The organism is Pseudomonas sp. B111 (assembly GCF_026428275.1).
GTDB classification, from domain to species: Bacteria; Pseudomonadota; Gammaproteobacteria; order Pseudomonadales; family Pseudomonadaceae; genus Pseudomonas; species Pseudomonas aeruginosa.
The window spans coordinates 1,479,672-1,496,957 of sequence record NZ_CP097857.1; the positions used below are offsets into that span (position 1 = coordinate 1,479,672).

28 protein-coding genes and 1 pseudogene are annotated in these 17,286 nt (G+C 61.1%); 17 read left to right on the forward strand and 12 right to left on the reverse strand.

All coding sequences use genetic code 11. The features are described from left to right. The 6 genes from M6E97_RS06955 to M6E97_RS06980 all read right to left on the reverse strand — a co-directional run bounded on the left by M6E97_RS06955 (window position 1) and on the right by M6E97_RS06980 (window position 3,568). Complete coding sequence (locus tag M6E97_RS06955; RefSeq protein WP_023115880.1) at window positions 1–1,296, reverse strand: terminase large subunit domain-containing protein; 1,296 nt, start codon at window positions 1,294–1,296, stop codon at window positions 1–3. Then, window positions 1,283–1,879, reverse strand: coding sequence for a terminase small subunit (locus M6E97_RS06960; protein ID WP_023101096.1), 597 nt, complete (start codon window positions 1,877–1,879; stop codon window positions 1,283–1,285). The genes M6E97_RS06955 and M6E97_RS06960 overlap by 14 nt, the downstream gene beginning before the upstream one ends. 57 nt (window positions 1,880–1,936) lie before the next feature. Next, window positions 1,937–2,392: a hypothetical protein gene (locus M6E97_RS06965; protein ID WP_003103379.1), complete on the reverse strand. Its 456-nt coding sequence runs from the start codon at window positions 2,390–2,392 to the stop codon at window positions 1,937–1,939. 66 nt (window positions 2,393–2,458) lie between these two features. Next, window positions 2,459–2,806, reverse strand: a complete 348-nt coding sequence (locus M6E97_RS06970) for a phage holin family protein (protein WP_003103378.1) — start codon at window positions 2,804–2,806, stop codon at window positions 2,459–2,461. Then, window positions 2,781–3,161, reverse strand: coding sequence for a putative holin (locus tag M6E97_RS06975; protein ID WP_003103377.1), 381 nt, complete (start codon window positions 3,159–3,161; stop codon window positions 2,781–2,783). The genes M6E97_RS06970 and M6E97_RS06975 overlap by 26 nt, the downstream gene beginning before the upstream one ends. 107 nt (window positions 3,162–3,268) lie before the next feature. Beyond that, window positions 3,269–3,568 carry a hypothetical protein gene (locus M6E97_RS06980; protein WP_031685794.1) on the reverse strand — a complete coding sequence of 100 codons (300 nt, stop codon included), beginning with the start codon at window positions 3,566–3,568 and terminating at the stop codon, window positions 3,269–3,271. Between the two features lie 300 nt (window positions 3,569–3,868). On the opposite strand from M6E97_RS06980, the gene M6E97_RS06985 reads away from it, so the two are divergent. After that, window positions 3,869–4,144 (forward strand): type II toxin-antitoxin system Phd/YefM family antitoxin, encoded by a 276-nt coding sequence (locus M6E97_RS06985; RefSeq protein ID WP_023101093.1) that lies wholly within the window; start codon window positions 3,869–3,871, stop codon window positions 4,142–4,144. Further along, window positions 4,119–4,427 carry a Txe/YoeB family addiction module toxin gene (locus tag M6E97_RS06990; protein WP_034008242.1) on the forward strand — a complete coding sequence of 103 codons (309 nt, stop codon included), beginning with the start codon at window positions 4,119–4,121 and terminating at the stop codon, window positions 4,425–4,427. The genes M6E97_RS06985 and M6E97_RS06990 overlap by 26 nt, the downstream gene beginning before the upstream one ends. A 59-nt stretch (window positions 4,428–4,486) precedes the next feature. On the opposite strand, the gene M6E97_RS06995 is transcribed toward M6E97_RS06990, so the two are convergent. The 6 genes from M6E97_RS06995 to M6E97_RS07020 are packed head-to-tail and all read right to left on the reverse strand — an operon-like array spanning window position 4,487 to window position 8,188. Next, window positions 4,487–5,356, reverse strand: coding sequence for a hypothetical protein (locus tag M6E97_RS06995; RefSeq protein WP_034008243.1), 870 nt, complete (start codon window positions 5,354–5,356; stop codon window positions 4,487–4,489). A 28-nt stretch (window positions 5,357–5,384) separates the two neighbouring features. After that, window positions 5,385–5,828 carry a RusA family crossover junction endodeoxyribonuclease gene (locus tag M6E97_RS07000; RefSeq protein WP_023083722.1) on the reverse strand — a complete coding sequence of 148 codons (444 nt, stop codon included), beginning with the start codon at window positions 5,826–5,828 and terminating at the stop codon, window positions 5,385–5,387. Beyond that, the gene (locus tag M6E97_RS07005; RefSeq protein WP_010793143.1) at window positions 5,821–6,576 is read right to left on the reverse strand and encodes a replication protein P; all 756 of its coding nucleotides are present in this window, start codon (window positions 6,574–6,576) and stop codon (window positions 5,821–5,823) included. Before M6E97_RS07005 ends, M6E97_RS07000 begins: the two co-directional genes overlap by 8 nt. Further along, window positions 6,479–7,363, reverse strand: a complete 885-nt coding sequence (locus tag M6E97_RS07010) for a hypothetical protein (protein ID WP_034008244.1) — start codon at window positions 7,361–7,363, stop codon at window positions 6,479–6,481. The genes M6E97_RS07005 and M6E97_RS07010 overlap by 98 nt, the downstream gene beginning before the upstream one ends. A gap of 2 nt (window positions 7,364–7,365) precedes the next feature. After that, the gene (locus M6E97_RS07015; protein WP_049311436.1) at window positions 7,366–7,938 is read right to left on the reverse strand and encodes a hypothetical protein; all 573 of its coding nucleotides are present in this window, start codon (window positions 7,936–7,938) and stop codon (window positions 7,366–7,368) included. A 31-nt stretch (window positions 7,939–7,969) separates the two neighbouring features. Next, window positions 7,970–8,188 (reverse strand): transcriptional regulator, encoded by a 219-nt coding sequence (locus M6E97_RS07020; RefSeq protein ID WP_003451709.1) that lies wholly within the window; start codon window positions 8,186–8,188, stop codon window positions 7,970–7,972. A 97-nt stretch (window positions 8,189–8,285) separates the two neighbouring features. On the opposite strand from M6E97_RS07020, the gene M6E97_RS07025 reads away from it, so the two are divergent. From M6E97_RS07025 to M6E97_RS07095, 15 genes and pseudogenes are all read left to right on the forward strand, one after another. Beyond that, window positions 8,286–9,137 (forward strand): S24 family peptidase, encoded by an 852-nt coding sequence (locus M6E97_RS07025; RefSeq protein ID WP_021263391.1) that lies wholly within the window; start codon window positions 8,286–8,288, stop codon window positions 9,135–9,137. A 133-nt stretch (window positions 9,138–9,270) separates the two neighbouring features. Further along, window positions 9,271–9,921, forward strand: coding sequence for a BRCT domain-containing protein (locus M6E97_RS07030; protein WP_031637682.1), 651 nt, complete (start codon window positions 9,271–9,273; stop codon window positions 9,919–9,921). A 555-nt stretch (window positions 9,922–10,476) separates the two neighbouring features. Then, window positions 10,477–10,578, forward strand: a pseudogene (locus M6E97_RS07035) (transposase domain-containing protein); the annotation flags it as partial. A 60-nt stretch (window positions 10,579–10,638) separates the two neighbouring features. Then, window positions 10,639–10,998 carry a DUF4440 domain-containing protein gene (locus M6E97_RS07040; RefSeq protein ID WP_003130870.1) on the forward strand — a complete coding sequence of 120 codons (360 nt, stop codon included), beginning with the start codon at window positions 10,639–10,641 and terminating at the stop codon, window positions 10,996–10,998. 110 nt (window positions 10,999–11,108) lie between these two features. Beyond that, window positions 11,109–11,324, forward strand: coding sequence for a hypothetical protein (locus M6E97_RS31190; RefSeq protein WP_371245892.1), 216 nt, complete (start codon window positions 11,109–11,111; stop codon window positions 11,322–11,324). Beyond that, window positions 11,324–12,486 (forward strand): IS3-like element IS222 family transposase gene (locus tag M6E97_RS07050; RefSeq protein ID WP_087920907.1). Its coding sequence is split into 2 segments (ribosomal slippage): window positions 11,324–11,579 and window positions 11,579–12,486, totalling 1,164 coding nucleotides; the frame shifts between segments, so codons are not numbered across the junction. The genes M6E97_RS31190 and M6E97_RS07050 overlap by 1 nt, the downstream gene beginning before the upstream one ends. Further along, complete coding sequence (locus M6E97_RS07055) at window positions 12,483–12,737, forward strand: hypothetical protein (protein WP_049310757.1); 255 nt, start codon at window positions 12,483–12,485, stop codon at window positions 12,735–12,737. The genes M6E97_RS07050 and M6E97_RS07055 overlap by 4 nt, the downstream gene beginning before the upstream one ends. A gap of 9 nt (window positions 12,738–12,746) precedes the next feature. Next, window positions 12,747–13,040, forward strand: a complete 294-nt coding sequence (locus M6E97_RS07060) for a phage antirepressor KilAC domain-containing protein (RefSeq protein WP_003130863.1) — start codon at window positions 12,747–12,749, stop codon at window positions 13,038–13,040. A 150-nt stretch (window positions 13,041–13,190) separates the two neighbouring features. Further along, window positions 13,191–13,421 (forward strand): hypothetical protein, encoded by a 231-nt coding sequence (locus M6E97_RS07065; protein ID WP_003126630.1) that lies wholly within the window; start codon window positions 13,191–13,193, stop codon window positions 13,419–13,421. Continuing rightward, on the forward strand, window positions 13,418–13,735 hold the full coding sequence (locus tag M6E97_RS07070; RefSeq protein WP_019396880.1) for a pyocin activator PrtN family protein: 318 nt from the start codon (window positions 13,418–13,420) through the stop codon (window positions 13,733–13,735). Before M6E97_RS07065 ends, M6E97_RS07070 begins: the two co-directional genes overlap by 4 nt. A 49-nt stretch (window positions 13,736–13,784) precedes the next feature. After that, window positions 13,785–14,411 (forward strand): hypothetical protein, encoded by a 627-nt coding sequence (locus M6E97_RS07075; RefSeq protein ID WP_003126620.1) that lies wholly within the window; start codon window positions 13,785–13,787, stop codon window positions 14,409–14,411. After that, the gene (locus M6E97_RS07080; protein ID WP_003130862.1) at window positions 14,408–14,647 is read left to right on the forward strand and encodes a hypothetical protein; all 240 of its coding nucleotides are present in this window, start codon (window positions 14,408–14,410) and stop codon (window positions 14,645–14,647) included. The genes M6E97_RS07075 and M6E97_RS07080 overlap by 4 nt, the downstream gene beginning before the upstream one ends. A 9-nt stretch (window positions 14,648–14,656) precedes the next feature. Continuing rightward, window positions 14,657–15,136 carry a hypothetical protein gene (locus M6E97_RS07085; RefSeq protein ID WP_023094641.1) on the forward strand — a complete coding sequence of 160 codons (480 nt, stop codon included), beginning with the start codon at window positions 14,657–14,659 and terminating at the stop codon, window positions 15,134–15,136. Then, the gene (locus M6E97_RS07090; RefSeq protein WP_003130861.1) at window positions 15,133–17,013 is read left to right on the forward strand and encodes a DNA cytosine methyltransferase; all 1,881 of its coding nucleotides are present in this window, start codon (window positions 15,133–15,135) and stop codon (window positions 17,011–17,013) included. The genes M6E97_RS07085 and M6E97_RS07090 overlap by 4 nt, the downstream gene beginning before the upstream one ends. Further along, window positions 17,010–17,222, forward strand: a complete 213-nt coding sequence (locus M6E97_RS07095) for a hypothetical protein (RefSeq protein ID WP_003130860.1) — start codon at window positions 17,010–17,012, stop codon at window positions 17,220–17,222. Before M6E97_RS07090 ends, M6E97_RS07095 begins: the two co-directional genes overlap by 4 nt. Window positions 17,223–17,286 lie beyond the last annotated feature (64 nt).

Genomic DNA, 17,286 nt, shown 5'->3' on the forward strand with positions numbered 1-17,286 from the left:
TCAGAACCTCAGGGTGGTAACAACGGCCGCAGGTCGCTCGACCGGGAATTCCTTGTGAATGAAGTAGCCCGCAGCATCGTTGGGGTGATCGATGTCGGCGGACTTGTCCGGCTCACCGTTGGTGCCCCAAACCTGCTGCTCGAGGGCATCGGCGTAGGTCGGGCAGCGGTCGGGATTGACCCGATACCGCCGCTCGCCCTTGGCGTTGCAGAACATGGCGTTCATGGAGTTGATCCGGTCCTTGACCGGAGGGTTGGCGGCGGGCGCCGAGACGATGAAGCCGGCCTGCTTGAGCAGCGCGATATCGGTCTCGCTGGCCCGGACGGACTTGCGAGAGTCGCCGGAGGCGTCGGGGTAGATCCTGATCTGGCGGGTCGGTCGGTAGTCACCGTCGGCGTACAGCCAGAACCGCTCCTTGATCTGGCGGATCATGTCCGGGGTGTCGTACCCGTTGACGATCTCGTCGACCGCATGCGGCAGGCCCAGGCGCTTCACATGCACCACGGCGGCCATCTTTCCGACGTTGAAGTCCATGCCCACGAACAGCGTTTCGCCGGGCTGTACGGTCTCCTGCGAGGCGTTGAGGGTGCGGTCGTAGGCGGTGTAGATCGTGCCCGACGTCAGGTTGACGAACTGGCCGCGCAGGTACGCCGCGATTAGTTGCGGCGGGTACGACTCCATCAGCGAATCGATGTAGTCGTCCGGCAGATTCGCCTCGTTGTCGTAGGTGCTGGCCTGGACCAGTCCATACAGGTCCTGCAGGTGCGGCTTCTCGCGCAACTGCTTCACGAACTGCTGGAAGACGAACTTGAAGCCTTCCGGGGTGGTGGTGACGTCGACACGGTTGCGCAGGCCGTCCACCTTGTAGCGCATCCGCGCGATGATCTTGCGCCAGGCCTGCTGCGCCTTGACCAGCGACAGGACGTCGAGCTCGTCCACCAGGGACCGGCCGACCTTGAAACCGACGATGGTTTGCGGCTTCTCCATGGAGCGGCAGATGATCGTCGTGCGGTAGGCGCTACCACTGAAGAGGTGAACCTCGTGGTTCGCCTGGTTGATCCTGGTCCGCAGCCCCCAGTCGAAAGCCACCTCCTCCATCGTTGGGTAGAAGATGTCGCGGATCTGGGCGTAGGTCGGCGCGAAGTAGCCGGCGTTGATGCGCGGCCATTCCCAGGCGTGCTGGGCGAGCCCTGAGCAGCCCACCCAGGTCTTCCCACTGCCAAACCCCGCAATAAAACCGCAGAACTTGTGCGGCATGGCCAGGAACTTCGCCTGGGGCACGTTAAGCGTCGGCATCGCGCACCCTCGCGTCGATGATGGTCACCGCGACGCTGGTCGGCGGCGCATCGTCCTCGGGGTTCTCCAGCAGCTTCAGCTCGGCGCGTTTCTTCGCCACTTCCAGGCGCTTCAGCTCGATGTCCAGGGCGGCGGACTCGGTGCCGACGTGCCGGCTCAGCAGCTCCAGGTTGCGGAGCTTGTCCGGCCACTTGACCTTCCGGAGAACGCCGGCAATGCGCCGGTCATCACCACGGCCTTCGAACAGCTCGGCGACCTCGATGCCGGAAAGGAACTGGCGCCAGACCTTTGGCCATTCGCGGATCGGCTTGAAGCTGCCGTCGTCCTCATGGATGTCCAGGACGTCCATCTCGTCGATCTCGCGCAGGCGGCGGACGACGTAGTCGGCCGATACCTCGGTGCGCTTCGACCGCTCGGCCATAGCCTGGGCAATCGCCTCGGCCACTTCGGGGATGCGGAGCAGCTCGTAGCCCATCTCGGCCGCACGCTTCGGTGCGTAGCCGGCTCGGATGGCTGCCTGCGTCGCGTTGAGGTCGACCAGGTACTCCTCGACGAACAGGCGCCGCTTTTTGTTCAGCGCCATGTTGGACCTCAAATGAAAAGCCCCGCTCTAGGCGGGGCTAAAACTGGTGACCTGCTGCTATTCAGGCCCTCTTGCGATCGCATAGAGAATCGAAAGAGCCAACATTGCGTATCCATTATCAGTATTGAAACCCGAGACGAGGTATGGGTTGCTTGTCTCGTCTCCACCGAAGGTGCCGTTCTCATCCATGCGGAAATGCCAAACCTTGACCCACTCTGCTTGATCGAATGGGTTCCGCATCTGTTTCTCGATGATGAACTTTCCAACACTGCCTTTTGGGCCCACCGAAAGTTCAAGACGCCCACGACCAGCGCCATAAGGAGTGTCGATTGCAATCCAACCCTGCGGGGAAGGCTCAAATGAAACGCCCCAAGATTCTTTTGGGAAAGGGTCATCGAAAACCTTCTTGATCCCCTGAATCACCCCTTCAGCTCGCCTCTTGAGTTTGGCGGCATCATCAACAGCGTAACGTACCTGGTTGATTTGCTCTTCGCTGAAACGTCCAAATTCCATGGCAACCTCCTGTTTGCAGAGCAGGGAGTATGCCGTCGGAACGACCTCCGGACTAGCTGGTCGGGCTTAGTGCTTCAGCTTGCGCCGCTCAGCCCCGTCCCAATGTTCGCTCCAGTCGATGCGGATGATTCGCGCAACGTTGCCGCGCGCCTTGAAGACCAGAACGGCCAGCACGACCAGGATGATCAGCAGCCATGGGGACAGCGCTGGGTGGTAGTTCCCGCGCAGGGTGTCGAGGAAGAACGTGAGGGAGTAGCAGCCCGAGCCAACGGACAATAGGTATGCCAGTAGCGAAACGCCAGCACGGTAGCGCGCGCCCTGCCGGCGGTAGCTGGCGATGCGAACGCAGATCGCGCTGCAGATCACTGCGGCGATCAGGGACCACGGATCAACCATTCCGGCCATCTCGATCATCTCGACCTCCAAAGCGGCCCGCGATGAAGCGGAACCAACCCGGCGTCTTCCCCCCCTGCACCCACTCCAGCAAGCTGATGCCCAAATAGACGCACAACAGGGCGCCGACCCCAGCCACCAGGCCGGAGGTCTCAACCCATTGCTTACCGACGAACTCGCCGGCGATGTAGTAGCCGAAGATCCAGGACACCAGGAAGTACCCGACGCGGGAGAAGACCGAGAGGTCTTTCGCCTGGACTACGAAGAACATGGCGCCAGCAAAGGCGCCGATGATGGCGTTGATGTCGACGCCCAGCAGGTAGCCGCCGCCGAATCCGACGGCGCCAGCAACTGCGATGGCTCCGGCTTCGGACATGGGGCGATCTCCAGGGTGTTCAGGCAGATGGGCGGCGTGCATTGCGCGACCCTGGTGTAGAAATCAAAAAGCCCGGCTCAAGCCGGGCTTTTTGCTCTTCGTGTCGATCAGATTTTGCCAGCCTCAGCCCAGCGCATTAGCGTCTTTATGGCGATGGCTCCATTCTGAGAGAAACCACGAACAACTGAGGCCTCCGTGACAGGAAAATCAATATCGAAGAGATCATCCTGTGATACTTCCACGAAGGTATTGAGGAGTATCTCAGCGTACTGCGCCTGCTCGGTGTCAGTATGGCGCTTAGGCAGTTGGCGATCGATGTAAGCGCCCACGGTGATGGGACACACCGTTCGCATGGTTTCGTACATATCGATCAAGTTGCGGGCGGTGTCACTTAGGTTGGTTTTCATCCTGAAATCCTTCTACTGCAGGAGCCCAAGAATTAACGATTCCAAAATGATATCGCAACAAAAAACCCGGCGCGATGGCCGAGTTTCGGTGTGTTTATTCGTGCGGGTGCAACTGTGCATATTGGTGGAACAGTACCCAAATGCTCTTCAAAGCGCAATAGGGCCTTGACATAGGTACAGATTTAGGTACAATGATCGCCGTCAGTTTGTAACTGACAGCTTCGCTGCCGGCTGTGCCGGCAAATTACCAGGGCCTAAGGAAGCCCCCCTAACTTGGCGGTGCCAAGAAGGAAAAAAGCTATGCAAATACTCAACTTTAGCCAGGCTCGCGCCGGTCTAAAGCAGACGATGGACGATGTCTGTCGGGACCATGAGCCCGCAGTCATCACACGGCAACGCGGCGAGCCAGTCGTTATGATCTCTCTCGAGGACTATAACGGCATGAAGGAAACACTCTACTTGTTGGAGTCTCCGGTTAACGCTCAGCGCCTACGCGAGTCCATTGATCAGCTTCGGTCCGGCCAAGTCGTCGAACGGGAGATACCGATCAATGTCCAGCAAGAAGAAAGAAAGTAACAAAGAGCAAGCCCGCACCACCGCAAAGGTCACCTTCACAACCAACGGTTGGGAAGACTACCAGCACTGGAAGTCCACCGATGCCAAGATCTCCCAGGCTATCGACGACTTCGTCGAAGAGTGCACCCGCACTCCCTTCACTGGCACCGGAAAGCCCGAAGCCCTCAAGGGCAGCCTCTCTGGCTTCTGGTCGCGTCGCATCACCCGCGAGCATCGTTTCGTCTACCTGCACGAAAACAACCAGCTGTTCGTGATCTCCTGCCGCTACCACTATGAGAAGTAAACCCTTCGCATGAAGCTCGCGCCGAAGACGCCGCCTCGCCCACCTGCGAGGCGGCACCTTCATGCGACGTCCCGAAGGCGCTCCCGCTGGGCCCAGTACGCCGCCACGCGGTCGTGGTATCGCTGGTGCACGTCCGGCTGCTCGTAGACGTCGTCCTTCCACTCAGCGCGATAGGCGTCACTGTAGCGCCTCATCCGGCCCGCCCAGGCTGCCAATTGCTGGTTGGACATGCTACGCAGGCGTTCGGCAAGGCGCTCCTGCATCTGCTCGCGGTGGCGAGAGTAAAGCTCGGCGCGCTGCTCGGCGACAATGTCGCGATCTTCCTGCAACCAGCGCCAGCCTGGCCCTTTCCGCAGCCCACTCTGCTTCGCCACAACTTCGGCAACCGGCCTGAGCGCCTGCGCGTCCAGCTTGTCGACGTGGCGCGCCAGGCGCTCCCAGGTGGCGGCGTAGTCCCGCGCCCAGTTGCAGGGGTCGACGCGACAGCCCAGGCGCTCCTCGACGAACAGGCAGACCTCGCCGGGGCCCAGCGTATCCCGGCCATTCACCGCCCGCTTGTGAGAGTTGATCGCCGCCAGCGCCATCCAATACGCCCGCTCGCCCTGACGCTGTGTGAGTTGGCCAAGGCCGGCGCCGATCCAGACCAGGCCGTGGGCGATCGCCACATCGTCACCAGTGGCCAGCGGCGAGTACAGCGTGTGGCCGAAGTGCTGCAGCGGCTTCGGCAGCGAGCGGATGGCAGCCTGCACCAGGCCGGCGGCCAGCATGTGGGCGGAGCGCCCGTTGGTGTCCTTGCGGTCCGGGTGCGTCTCGTTGGCCACCCGCCCCCGCTTGCCGAGTTTCGCCTTCTCCGCGGCCACGGCGAGAACCGAATCGCGGTTCTCGTAAAGTGCGTCGTGCCATGCCTGGCGGGCGCTGGTCAGTTTCATTTCGGCTCTCCCCTGTGGTTTTCTGTGGTCACTGCTCGCCCTCGAGGAGAGGGACGATCTTCACTCGCACGCCTGGCGTTTCGCTCCAGAGCTTCTGGAATATGCCGCGGGTGGCCTGAACATCGTCACGCCAGACAACGCCGTTGCAGGCATCGCAGATGGCCTTGAGGCAGTTGTCCGCATCCGGTTTGCGCATGGCGGCGATCTCACCGGCCAGAGCCTGTGCACGCTTGCGTTTCGACCATGAGGCTGGCACTTGGTGGTACATCCAGATCTCGATGAGGCAAGGCCGGGTTATCAGCGGGCGCCCCGCCATTGCCTGCTGTGCGGCCATGGCCACCAGGCCTTCGTACGCCACGGTCTTCGCGGGAGTGAACATTCTGGCGTGGGCGCCGACGCGGCCGATACGCGGCCTCCCCTTCCCCTGAGGCTCGCCGGGTACGGTGAACATCACCGGGCGGAGGTCATGCATCACGGCGCACCTCCGGCGCTTTCCGGCGCATCTTGGCCAGCAGCAGTTCCCGCGCCTGTGCGCCACTGAGCCCATCCAGGCCCTGGGCTTGCATCCGGTGGAGCAGTTGCTGCTCGGCAAGCTCATCGGCGCGCTGCAGCTCTGACTTCTGGCTGTCGAGGCCAATCGCCTTGGCGACCTTTCCGTCCAGCGGCTCACCAGCCTCGAGGCGTCGGACCACTACGGCATAGTTATGCTCGAACTCAGCGCGAAGTCGCTTGTCGCCGTACTGGGCCCGACGAAGCTCGAACAGGCCTGTGAGTTCGGCAGCCACCTTCACGACCTTGTGGCTGTAGCGCTGCTCCAAGGCTTCGTACCAGGCGCCCTCGGCGCTCGGCAAACCGTCGATCTTGCGGCACAGCCGCAGGAACTCCTTGAGGCTCGGAGGAAAGTCCTGATCCAGCACCATCCGCTGGAGGCCTCGGTCGACCTGCATGTCGCTCAGGTGCTTGATACCGGTCAGCCAGACTCGCTTGGCGAGCGTCTCCGCACGACGTTCCCCGTAGTGCTTCTCGTACCAAGCCGGATAGCTGGTTTTGAGGGTAGCGAACACGCGTTTCACCGCCCTGCGCGCCTGGGCGTCAAGTTCGACCAGATTCTCGATCTGCGGCTCACCAGTCGTCGTCGTGGAGGATGTCAACAGCGTTGCGCGAACGTCGTGCAGCGGGTCGCTGACGTGCTTGGGTGTTTCGTCCGTCGGTTTGCTCATGGCGGTGCTCCGCATGCGGTGCTGTTGCCATCCGGTGGCGCTCCAGCAAGAGTTCATCGAGAAAATTTCGGTAGTACAGGGGGGAGTCAGGCGGGGCGCCGAGCTTGGCTTCGGCGATCTCTATTGCCGCGAGCATCTGCTCCGCGGTGACACCGCGCTCGACCCAAGAGGCGAACAGCGGCATGGTCCTGGCGGTCTGCACCGCGTGGATCTGGAATCCGCGCTCGCGGATGAAGAACTGGCACCACTGTCCCGCAGTGGCCGGATCGGCTGGGCATTCGCGCACGCACGCGTTAGGTGCGGTACGGTTATTACCGGATACCGGAGGTGTGCCCACTTTTTCACTTTCACCCCCTCCCACATATCTGCCCTCTTTTTCCGGGAAAGCCGCGTAGTTACTGGGCTCCGACCCTTCCACATAACTGCCCGCTTCATCTGCCCACTTAGTGCCCACTTTTTTTCGGACGGATTGATCCCGTGAAGCCTTCGGCAACTCAAAAATCAGGCGCCTTTCGGCCAAGTTGGGGCCCACCAGGCCCACCTTCTGCAGCCAGACCAGCGCCCGCCGCAGTTCCTTTTCGGAGGGCTCCCCGCCCTTGATGCCCTGGTGCGGCTCGACGTAGAGCTCCTCGGCAATCGACTTCCAAGAGATCCCGCGCCGCTCTCCGACAACGCCTGTTGCGAAGTCCATGAACGGGCGCACGGCGAACACGTAGATCTCGCGGGCAAGCATGGGTAGGCCGCGGAGCGCCTCCCGCTCCTCGTCGTTGATCTGGAAGGACGGCACGGCTACCCCTGAACAAGGCGCGGCCAGCGCATCTGGTCGATCATCCGCAGCGCCTCATCTGTCGCCGCCCTGGATTCGGAGAGCTCCCGGTGGGCCTCCTGCAGTTCCTGGTCATCGGCGCCGTCGACGAGATTGGCAACAGCCTGCTGCGCCTCACCGTTCTCCTTGATGAGTGTCCGGAGCATGCAGAGCACCTCCGGCCGCTGGCCGGCATCCCCGCCGATCAAGCGCACCGACACGCCCAGCGGCGTCAGGATGTCGCCCAAGGCCTGGACCTTCAGGTCAGTCGGCAGCGCCGCGAGGATGCTGGGAACGAAGTTCGCCGGCACCAGGTTGGTGTCCTTGGTTCCGTCGTCGAGCCAGCGGAACACTCGGTCGGTGTTGACCTTCATCCGCTCGGTTGTATCGCGTGTTGGCGGGTCGAAGACAATGCCGGTGACCAGCGCTCCCTGGATGCGCTCGTGCACCTCCACGATGTGCTGGACGACGGTCTCTCGGCTCCACCCCTCTCGGCGGCGCCATTGGTTCACCACGCCGAGCAGCGTGGAAATCAGGGTGTGCGATTCGCTTCGCATGACGTGGCGGCTCCTGGCCAGTAAGGTGTGCTCAGGCAGCCGCACCCCATGGGAACGACGGGCACAGTTCGCTTCGGAGGACCCGACCAGCGGTGAGCGCCTCGATCTCAACTGCACGTTTCGCGGGGATTGGTCGAACGCCTGAACACCATTGACTTACGGTGGGCGCTCTCACATTGAGCTTTCGCGCCAACTCGGCCCGACTGCCCAACAGCTCGGCGGCCTGGCGCACTGCTTCTGCTGGAGTCATGTCTCTTCTCCGGGGAATGTTGGAGAGAGAGTAAGGCACTAGCTAATCACAGGCAAGCCATTGCCTAACCACACTACAACTGACGTTAAATTAGGCAATGCTTACCGGACCCCAACTCGGCGCCGCTATTGAGGCCGCCAGACTCGCCAAAAACATGTCGAAAAAGGCTCTCGCAGAGCAGTTCGGCGTGAAGCCCCCTTCTGTCCAGGGATGGATCAACACCGGCAGGATCGATAAAGCGAAACTGATCGAATTGATATCGTTCTTCTCAGGCGTCGTTGGCGCAGAACACTGGGGATTAAGCGAAAAGGAGGCGGAGCTTATTGCGCCAGGTAGTTCGCCTCAGCGCCCTGGCTCATCGGCCGCGGAAAAGGTGATGGAGATGCTCCAGCGCCACGGTAAAGGGCTGAGCGGCGAAGCTAAGGAGAAAATCGCGCAGGCAGTAGCCGAGTCTCTCGATGGCGATCAATCGACGACATCGAACGTGATTCACGCTGACTTCAACCGCACCACTCTGGTGAAAGGAAATACGATTTCGATCGCCCAGTACGACGTGCGCGCTGCCATGGGTGGCGGCCAGGTACCGGCCGAGTACCGCGAGTTCGTCAGGAATCTGGTGGTCGACAAGGTCCAACTGGATGACCTTGGTCTGAAGTACACCGATCCGGCCAACCTCAAGATCATCACCGGGTGGGGCCAGAGCATGCTGGGCACCATCGAGGACAAGTCCCCGATCCTCGTCGACGTGGGCATCACCGACTTCGTCGAGGAAGGCGTCTACGTCTTCACCTGGCTGCAGCACCTGTTCGTGAAGCGGGTGCAGATCCACGATGCCGAGCACTACCTGCTGGTGTCGGACAACAAGTCCTTCGAGCCGCAGAAGGCACGCATGGAAGACGTCCATTTCCAAGCCAAGGTGCTGGGCGCCTGGAATTTCAGAAAGCTTTGACAGGCAAGGTAATCTGGCGGAGTGGGGATTTGTAAAGCGACGAGCATGGCCAAGACCAGCATACATGCCAGGTGCTGCTGGTGTGGAATGCGAAAAGGTTGTGATGGACACCTGACGTTCAAGGAGAGAAGCAATGGTCGACTGGCACGCTGAATTTGGGAAAAGTCGGATTTTCCACGAGAAGCGCATAGACCGAAGGTCTGTCGATGCGCTCTCAGGACTGGCCGCTGGGATCACTGCTGATGGGCATATCAATCAGCATGAGGCCGAGTTCCTACAGGATTGGATCGCTACGAACTTGATCCATCTTGACGATCCAGTGACCAACCTCCTCTACCGGAGGCTCTCAGACATGCTGTCCGATGGCGTGTTAGACGCTGATGAGTCTGCCGAACTGCTTGAGATTCTTAGAGGGTTTGGTGGCCTCTCTGCTTCCAAGCCGAAACCAAGCGACAATGCCTTTACTCCATCGAATGCTCTTCCGCTCAACAATCCAGCTCCCAAGCTTGAGTGGTCGGGCCATCTCTACGTTTTCACTGGCGTCATGGTCTACGGCCCCAGAAAGCATTGCGAAGAGATCGTCGTCAACCGCGGCGGGGGAATAGCCTCAGGCATCAGCAAAAAGGTGCACTACCTGGTCGTCGGCGAGATAGGCAACGAGCAGTGGCTACACAGTACGTATGGAACCAAGATCAAGCGAGCTGTCGAGCTGCGCGAGGAAGGCCATCCCATCGCAATCATCAGCGAGAAGCACTGGCAAGCCTCGATGTTCAACCTGATCTAGATGAAGCGTAGCGTCATCGTATATGGGTTACAGGCTCACAAGCACCGCATCATAGGCAAGGTCATATGGCATTGGAGGCGGCATTGGATAGGAGATCGCTTTGGTTGTGTTTATCGCTTGCCTAGCAGCTTCCCTTTTGGACCCATTGGTGTTCGTCCTTTGCGCGGCTATCGGGTTCTTCATCAAGAGCAGAATCTCGGTACTGATCTCTGCTTGTGTATATGTCGCTATCACGCTTGCCTTTTCAGGCAGTATCCCAGCCAGCGAGAACCCTACTACTCTCCTTCTGGCCAAAGCAGCAGCAGGCGCCATTTTCTGCCTGCTTGGCATGGCCATCAGGAGATTCACTCTAAGACGCCGCAGATAGAATCTTTCCAAAGGAGCCAGGTCATCTGGCGGTGTATTGATCTCTAACCCATGCCGCAGGAGTACCGGAAAATCATGGGGTAGTGACCGCCCGCCTGGAGGCCGTGCCCCCACTCAAACGCGGCCTTATCGTTTACTCCCCCGGCAGTCGTGACAGCATGATCTAGGCCTCAACCAGGGCTGCTGCTCAATGATCCGTATGTCTACCTCAAAGAGGTGCTGACGCGGCTGCCGACGTTACGGCCGAAAGACATCAGCCAGTTGCTGCCGCATCAGTGGGTACTGATCTAGCTTATGTGATCTATTGTCCCCTGTGAAACACATATAAATCACACTTGGTAGGTGAGGGAAATGGATATTCGTCTGGAGATTTTAGCGCTTGAACAGCTGTTGCTAGATCCGGAAGCGAGAAAGAATGATCGACTGCTTAAACAGCTGCTTGCCGAAGACTTCGTTGAATTTGGAGCTGTCGGCAAAAGCTGGACGAAAGCGGAGGTGATCGTGGGACTAAAATCCCAGACTTGGATCAAAAGGACAATCGAGGATTTCAAACTGCGTGTGCTTGCAGATGGTGTCGCGTTAGCAACGTACCGATGCCGTCATCAAAATGCTAATGGCGATGAGTCGTTATCAATGCGTAGCTCTGTTTGGAAAACCTACGAAGATGGTTGGCACATGGTATTTCACCAAGGCACGAGGGTCTCCGAGTAGATGTCGGTACCTCACACATATGAATCGATTCTTTTGCTGATACGGCTCAACCTAAGTAAAGGTGTATTGGCCGTACGCTTACTGCCAGTATAGATATCAAGGATTAGCGAATGAATGCTCGTATCGAAATCACGGTCAACCCAGGAGAAAATGAACGCTCGGCTATCCTTAAACCCTTACGGGCTCATAATTTTTCTAAAGCGGGTGATCCAAAATCGGAGTCAATCGCTCTGCTAGTCCGCGATGAGCAAACCAACGACTGTAGTGGTCTACTGATCCCGGACACCGATTTAGGCGAGAATCCTCGCCGTGAGAGAGGTGTCTGATGAGCAAGCAACGACGTACGTTTTCCGCCGAGTTCAAACGAGAGGCCGCGGCCCTGGTGTTGGACCAAGGCTACAGCCATATCGACGCCTGCCGTTCGCTGGGGGTGGTGGATTCGGCCTTGCGCCGTTGGGTGAAGCAGCTCGAGGCGGAGCGCCAGGGTGTGACCCCGAAGAGCAAGGCGTTGACGCCTGAGCAGCAAAAGATCCAGGAGCTGGAAGCCCGGATCAACCGATTGGAGCGGGAGAAAGCGATATTAAAAAAGGCTACCGCTCTCTTGATGTCGGACGAACTCGATCGTACGCGCTGATAGACCAGTTGAGTGAGCAGGAGTCGGTGGAAGTGGTCTGTTCAGCTTTCGATGTGGCGCGGTCTTGCTACTACGTCCACCGTCTTCGACGGCGGCGTGTCGATGCTCGCCGCGTGGCGCTACGCAGCCAAGTCAACCAGTTGTTCAGCCAGAGTCGGGGCTCGGCCGGCAGCCGCAGCATTCTGGGCATGCTGCGCGAAGAGGGCGTGACCATCGGCCGTTTCCGAGTGCGTCGGTTGATGCGTGAGCTGGGCCTGGTCAGCAAGCAACCGGGCTCGCACGCCTACAAACAGGCCACGGTTGAGCGGCCGGATATCCCGAATCGGCTGAACCGCAAATTCGCGACCGAGCATCCCAATCAGGTGTGGTGTGGCGACATCACCTACGTCTGGGCGCAAGGCCGTTGGCACTACCTGGCCGCGGTGCTGGATCTGCATACCCGGCGGGTGATCGGCTGGGCGTTCTCGGCCAAGCCGGATGCCGAACTGGTGATCAAGGCCCTGGACATGGCCTACGAACAGCGCGGCAGGCCACAGCAGGTGCTGTTCCATTCAGACCAGGGCAGCCAGTACGCCAGCCGCCTGTTTCGGCAACGGCTCTGGCGCTATCGGATGCAGCAGAGCATGAGCCGTCGGGGGAATTGCTGGGATAACTCGCCGATGGAGCGCCTGTTCCGCAGTCTGAAGTCGGAGTGGGTCCCGTCAACGGGTTACCTGACGGCGCAGGAGGCCCAACGGGACATCAGTCATTACTTGATGCACCGCTACAACTGGATCAGGCCGCATCAATTCAACGACGGGTTACCACCTGCGGTGGCCGAAGAAAAACTCAACCCACTGTCCGGGATGGGTTGACCACTACAAACCACGCCCTCTACGACGCCGAAACCCGTCAAGCAGTCCACGTCACTCTCGACATTGAGCGCGGCGCTGGACAGGTCCACGTCATCGTTCGAATGGGCTCCACGCTGAACAGCCTGGGCCTCCCGCTCGACTCCCAGTCCAACGCCAACACCGTGGCCGACTACATCGAGTCCATCGCGAATGGCCGCCTGGACACCGCGGACGAGACCCCGGCTCGCCGCCGTTTCGACCAGGCTGCGTAGGGGGCCGCGATGAAAGACTTGTCCCTGCACCAGGCCGCGCAGCGCCTCGGCCTGAGCCGTCCCGAGCTGATCAAGCGCATGAAGGCGGCCGGCCTGCTCGACAGCAGCAACCTTCCAGCCGCACCGGTCCGCGACCGCCTCTACCTGCGCGCAAAGGAAACGTCCTGGCACCACCCCGAACTCGGCATGCAGTACAGCCACTCGACGAAAGTGCGCCCGGCCGGAGTGGCATGGCTGGCCGACAAGCTCGGCATCCCCCGCGTCTGCGCCCCAGCGGCCCCGGACCGCCGCGAAGTTGGCTGACGAGCCCCGGCCCCGCGAATACGCCCGCCAGATCGTCGCCCTTCGAACCATCGAGGAACGCAGGGCGGCCCTGGAGCGGGTGCCGGAACACCTACGGGAACTTGTACGAACCCACGTAGAGATCGCCTGGAACCACCCGAAGGGGACCAAATGAACAACGCACGCCGACGCCAACTGCAACAGATCACCGCTCAACTCGAAGAGATCCGCGAGCAGATCGAAACCTTGGTTAGCGAGGAGGAGGAGGCCCTGAACGCTATGCCCGAGAGCCTGCAAGCCAGCAACCGCGGAGCGCGCATGGAAGAGATCGTCGACCAACTCAACGAAGCAGCCAGCGGCATCGAGGACGCGGTAGCCGTGCTCAACGAGGCCGCCGCATGAGCACTCCGCACGACAACCAACCCGAGCTTCGCCTGACTCCGGCCCCACGCCCGGAGACGGTGGAACTCCTCTACCGCACGTTCGGCGATGTACTGATCCCGCTGGAGCAACTGCGCACCAGGTACTTCAGGAACCTCAACGAAGACAGCTTCAGCCTGGCCATCAAGGCCAAGCGGATAGCTCTCCCGTTGACCACCCTGGACCCCAGCCGCAAGGCGCCTTTGTTCGTTGACGTACGCCACCTTGCGGCCCTGATCGACTCCCGAGCCTGGCAGGCCGACGAGGCATATGCCCGACCCGGCAGTAACGAGTAACCACACCGGCCGCCACCACCGGCCATCCACCACCAATGGAGAAACCACCATGCATACCCAACACATCATTCTCGCGGCCACCACGCTAGCCGCGCTGCTGATCCTGATCGCCACCGCTTACCTTGCTGGCCGCAAAGACCGGAAGAACTCGCAACAGCAGGCGGTCGACGAGGCGCTCTATCTCTGCCGCGTCTCGCACGGCCAGGAACTGACTGCGCTGCATACCGACCTGATCAAGCTGCGCACCAATGCCCAGCGCCTGCAACAGGTCATAGATGAGCAGGAGGAAGAGATCAGCGACCAGAAGGAGCTTCGTCAAAGCATCGAAGCCGAGGCCACCGAGAAACTTGCGGATTGGCAGCAGCGCCACGAAGAGCAACAAGCGGAACTGAAGCGCCTGGAGACGGAGCTGGAGACAAGCATCGCGACCAATCATCGGCAGGCTGAGACCGCGAAGCTCCTCCGCGAGCAGAACTTGGCCGCCGAAGAACTGGACGCCATCCGCACCGCCAGTCGCCTCCTCAGCGGCCACGCTCGACAGTTCCAAAAGACCGGCACCACCAAGCGCAACGCAGACGCCGAAGCCCAACAGCAGCTCGCCGCGATCCTCCAGCGGCTCGCCATCACGGAGCTGGCCAGCCAGAGCGCAGAAGCTGAAGCGCAGGAGGCGGCATGAACTACTCCAGCCTCTCCACCTACGACCTGCTGAAGCACCGCAGCCACCACGTCGACAGCCTGACCCGCCTGCGCCGCGCCCAGCCGCAGTGGGACGAGGACGCTGCTCGACGCGGGGAAATCACGATGGCCGATATCAGCGACCAGATCCGCGAGATCGATTACCACCTTCGTCCGAGCGGCTGGGAGTCAGTCGACCTCGACTACTCCGGCGACACCGCCCCGATGTGCATGTGAGGCAGCGCGATGACTACTATCCCGGCTAGCCGCGTAGCGGCACAAGACCAGGGCGCCGCCCTGGCACACGCCACCCACAGCACCCAAGCCCCGGCCGCGCAAAAGCGCGGCGGCGGCCTGGCACGTCGCATCCAACTGATCGCCATCGCCCAAGGCCGCCAACCGATGCCCGAGGGTGGCGCTATAGAAAGCCACTGCTGCGCAGCAGCAGGCATATTCCAACCCAACCTTCAGCACACGCCGAAGGCACGCATACCCCACGAAAGGCTGCGCCGGGGCGCGAAGCACATAGCCACGCTTCGCTTAATGACTCGCTCGCCCGCGCAGCTTGTCGAGGGGGGAAAGCGCCCACCGAAGCCCACCGATAACGCACTGATCCGCACGCTGTGCGCGCAGATCCGCGAGCAGAACCAAGAGATTGCCGCGCTGCGCATCGCGAACACCGACCTCCTCCAGCGCCTGGAGAAAGCCGAAGGGGGACGGGCATGACCGCTTTCCGTCGCCACGATCTCGCCCAGGCCATCTACCAGGCCCAGCTCCCTCTCGATCTTCGCGAATATCTGAACATCGATCTCTTCGCCGGCGGCGGCGGGGCCTCTGAGGCCATGGAGGAAGCCACTGGCGAGTTCGTCGATATCGCCGTGAACCATGACGACGATGCCGTGAGCATGCACATCGTCAACCATCCGCAGACCACGCACTACCGAGAAGATATCCGCCTGGTAGAGCCTCGGGTGGCAACTCGCGGGCGGCCCGTAGGCAGACTGCACGCCAGCCCCGAATGCACCCACCATAGCCAAGCCAGAGGTGGGCAGCCCCGCAGCAAGGAAAGTCGGTCGCTGTCATGGATGATGATCAAGTGGGCAGGCCAAACACGTCCCCTGATGCTCACCATGGAGAACGTGATGCAGATCCTCCAGTGGGGTCCGCTGATCGCCAAACGCTGCCCGCAGACCAAGCGGGTGGTCACTCTCGACATGGTGCCGCACCCAACCACCGGCAAGCCCATGCACCGCGTAGCCGAACCAGGCGAGCGCGTACCCGTACAGCGCCAGTACCTGATACCGGACCCCAAGCGCAAAGGACGCACCTGGGCGCGCTTCCTTCGCCTGCTCCGAGACATGGGCTACCAGTACCACTACGACAAGCTCGTTGCCGCGGACTTCGGCGCCGCCACCACCAGGGAACGCCTGTTCTTCATCGCGCGCCGCGATGGCATCCCATTGAACTGGCCAGAGCCAACCCACGCCAAGACCCCAGGCCCTGACCAGCTCCCATGGGTTCCCGTGGCTACGCACATTGACTGGAGCATTCCGTGCCCGTCGATCTTCCTCGACGCGACTGAAGGCAAGAAATTCAAGGTACGCCGCCCCCTCGTCAGGAAGACGCTCGACAGGCTCCGCAAGGGCGTAAAGAAATACGTCACCGATCACGCCGATCCATTCATCGTCAGCGTGAATCACGGTGGCGCCGGGTTCCGGGGTCAGTCCGTGCGCGAGCCCGCAGCCACCATCACCGGAGGCCACGGATTCGCTGTAGCTCAGCCCACGCTTGCCCCATTCATCACTGAGCATGCCAACGCAAGCAACCAACGCAACATGCCAGCCAACGAGCCCGCGCGAACTATCTGTAGCGAGGTGAAAGGGGGCCATTTCGCCGTTGTCGCCCCCGTACTTGTGAGCGCTGGCGGCCCTTCCTACGGCGGTAAACCGACCAGTTGCGGACAACCGGCCGGCACGGTCCTTACTGAAAACCACCGTGCCGTGGGCGTCGCCTACCTGGCGCAACACAATGGCGGGTACAACGCGACACTCGGCCGCCATCCTGCGGAGCCAGCCACCGCCCTGACCACCAGCGGGAGCCAACAGAACGTCGTGACCGCCAGCTTAGTAACACTGCGCAACGGCTGCACCGGCCGCGATCTCCGAGAAGGAGCCCCAGCGATAACCGCCGGCGCCGATGACCTGGCGCTCATGGAATGCACGCTATCGCCGGAGAACGAAGCCGGTGCGCTGCGGGTGGCGGCCTTCCTCATGGGGTACTACGGGTCCGACAACACCTACGATCCGCGAGATCCGGCCGCCACCATCACCACCCGCGACCGCCTCGCACTGGTGACCGTGACGATCAAGGGAAATCCCTACGTGATCGTAGATATCGGCATGCGGATGCTCACGCCGCTGGAGCTGTTCCTGATCCAAGGGTTCCCCAAGACCTACAAGATCGACGTAGGGCACGACGGCCGCCGTTTCAGCAACAAGGCCAAAGTGAAGATGTGCGGCAACTCGGTGTCGCCCAAGCCCTATTACGCCCTCCTCAAAGCCAACCCCCTCTTCCCCGAAGAAACCATGAGGGAGGCAGCATGAGCCAGAACACCCAACAAGACAGCCGCCCCATCGTCGAGGTGGTCGACCTTCCAGAGTTCAGCGTGGAGCACTCCACCGAGTTTCTGACCGGTTCCGCACCGTGCGCCGGCGTATCCCGCCCACTGACCTCCGTCTGGTTCGACCAGCGCGCCCACGCACTGTCCAACATCAACAAGACTGAGGGGGAGCAACAATGCGTAGAGCACTGACCGCACTCGGCATCATCGCCGCCCTCGGCCTTGCCGCGGTGCTCGCTGCAGAGGTGTTCCCAGC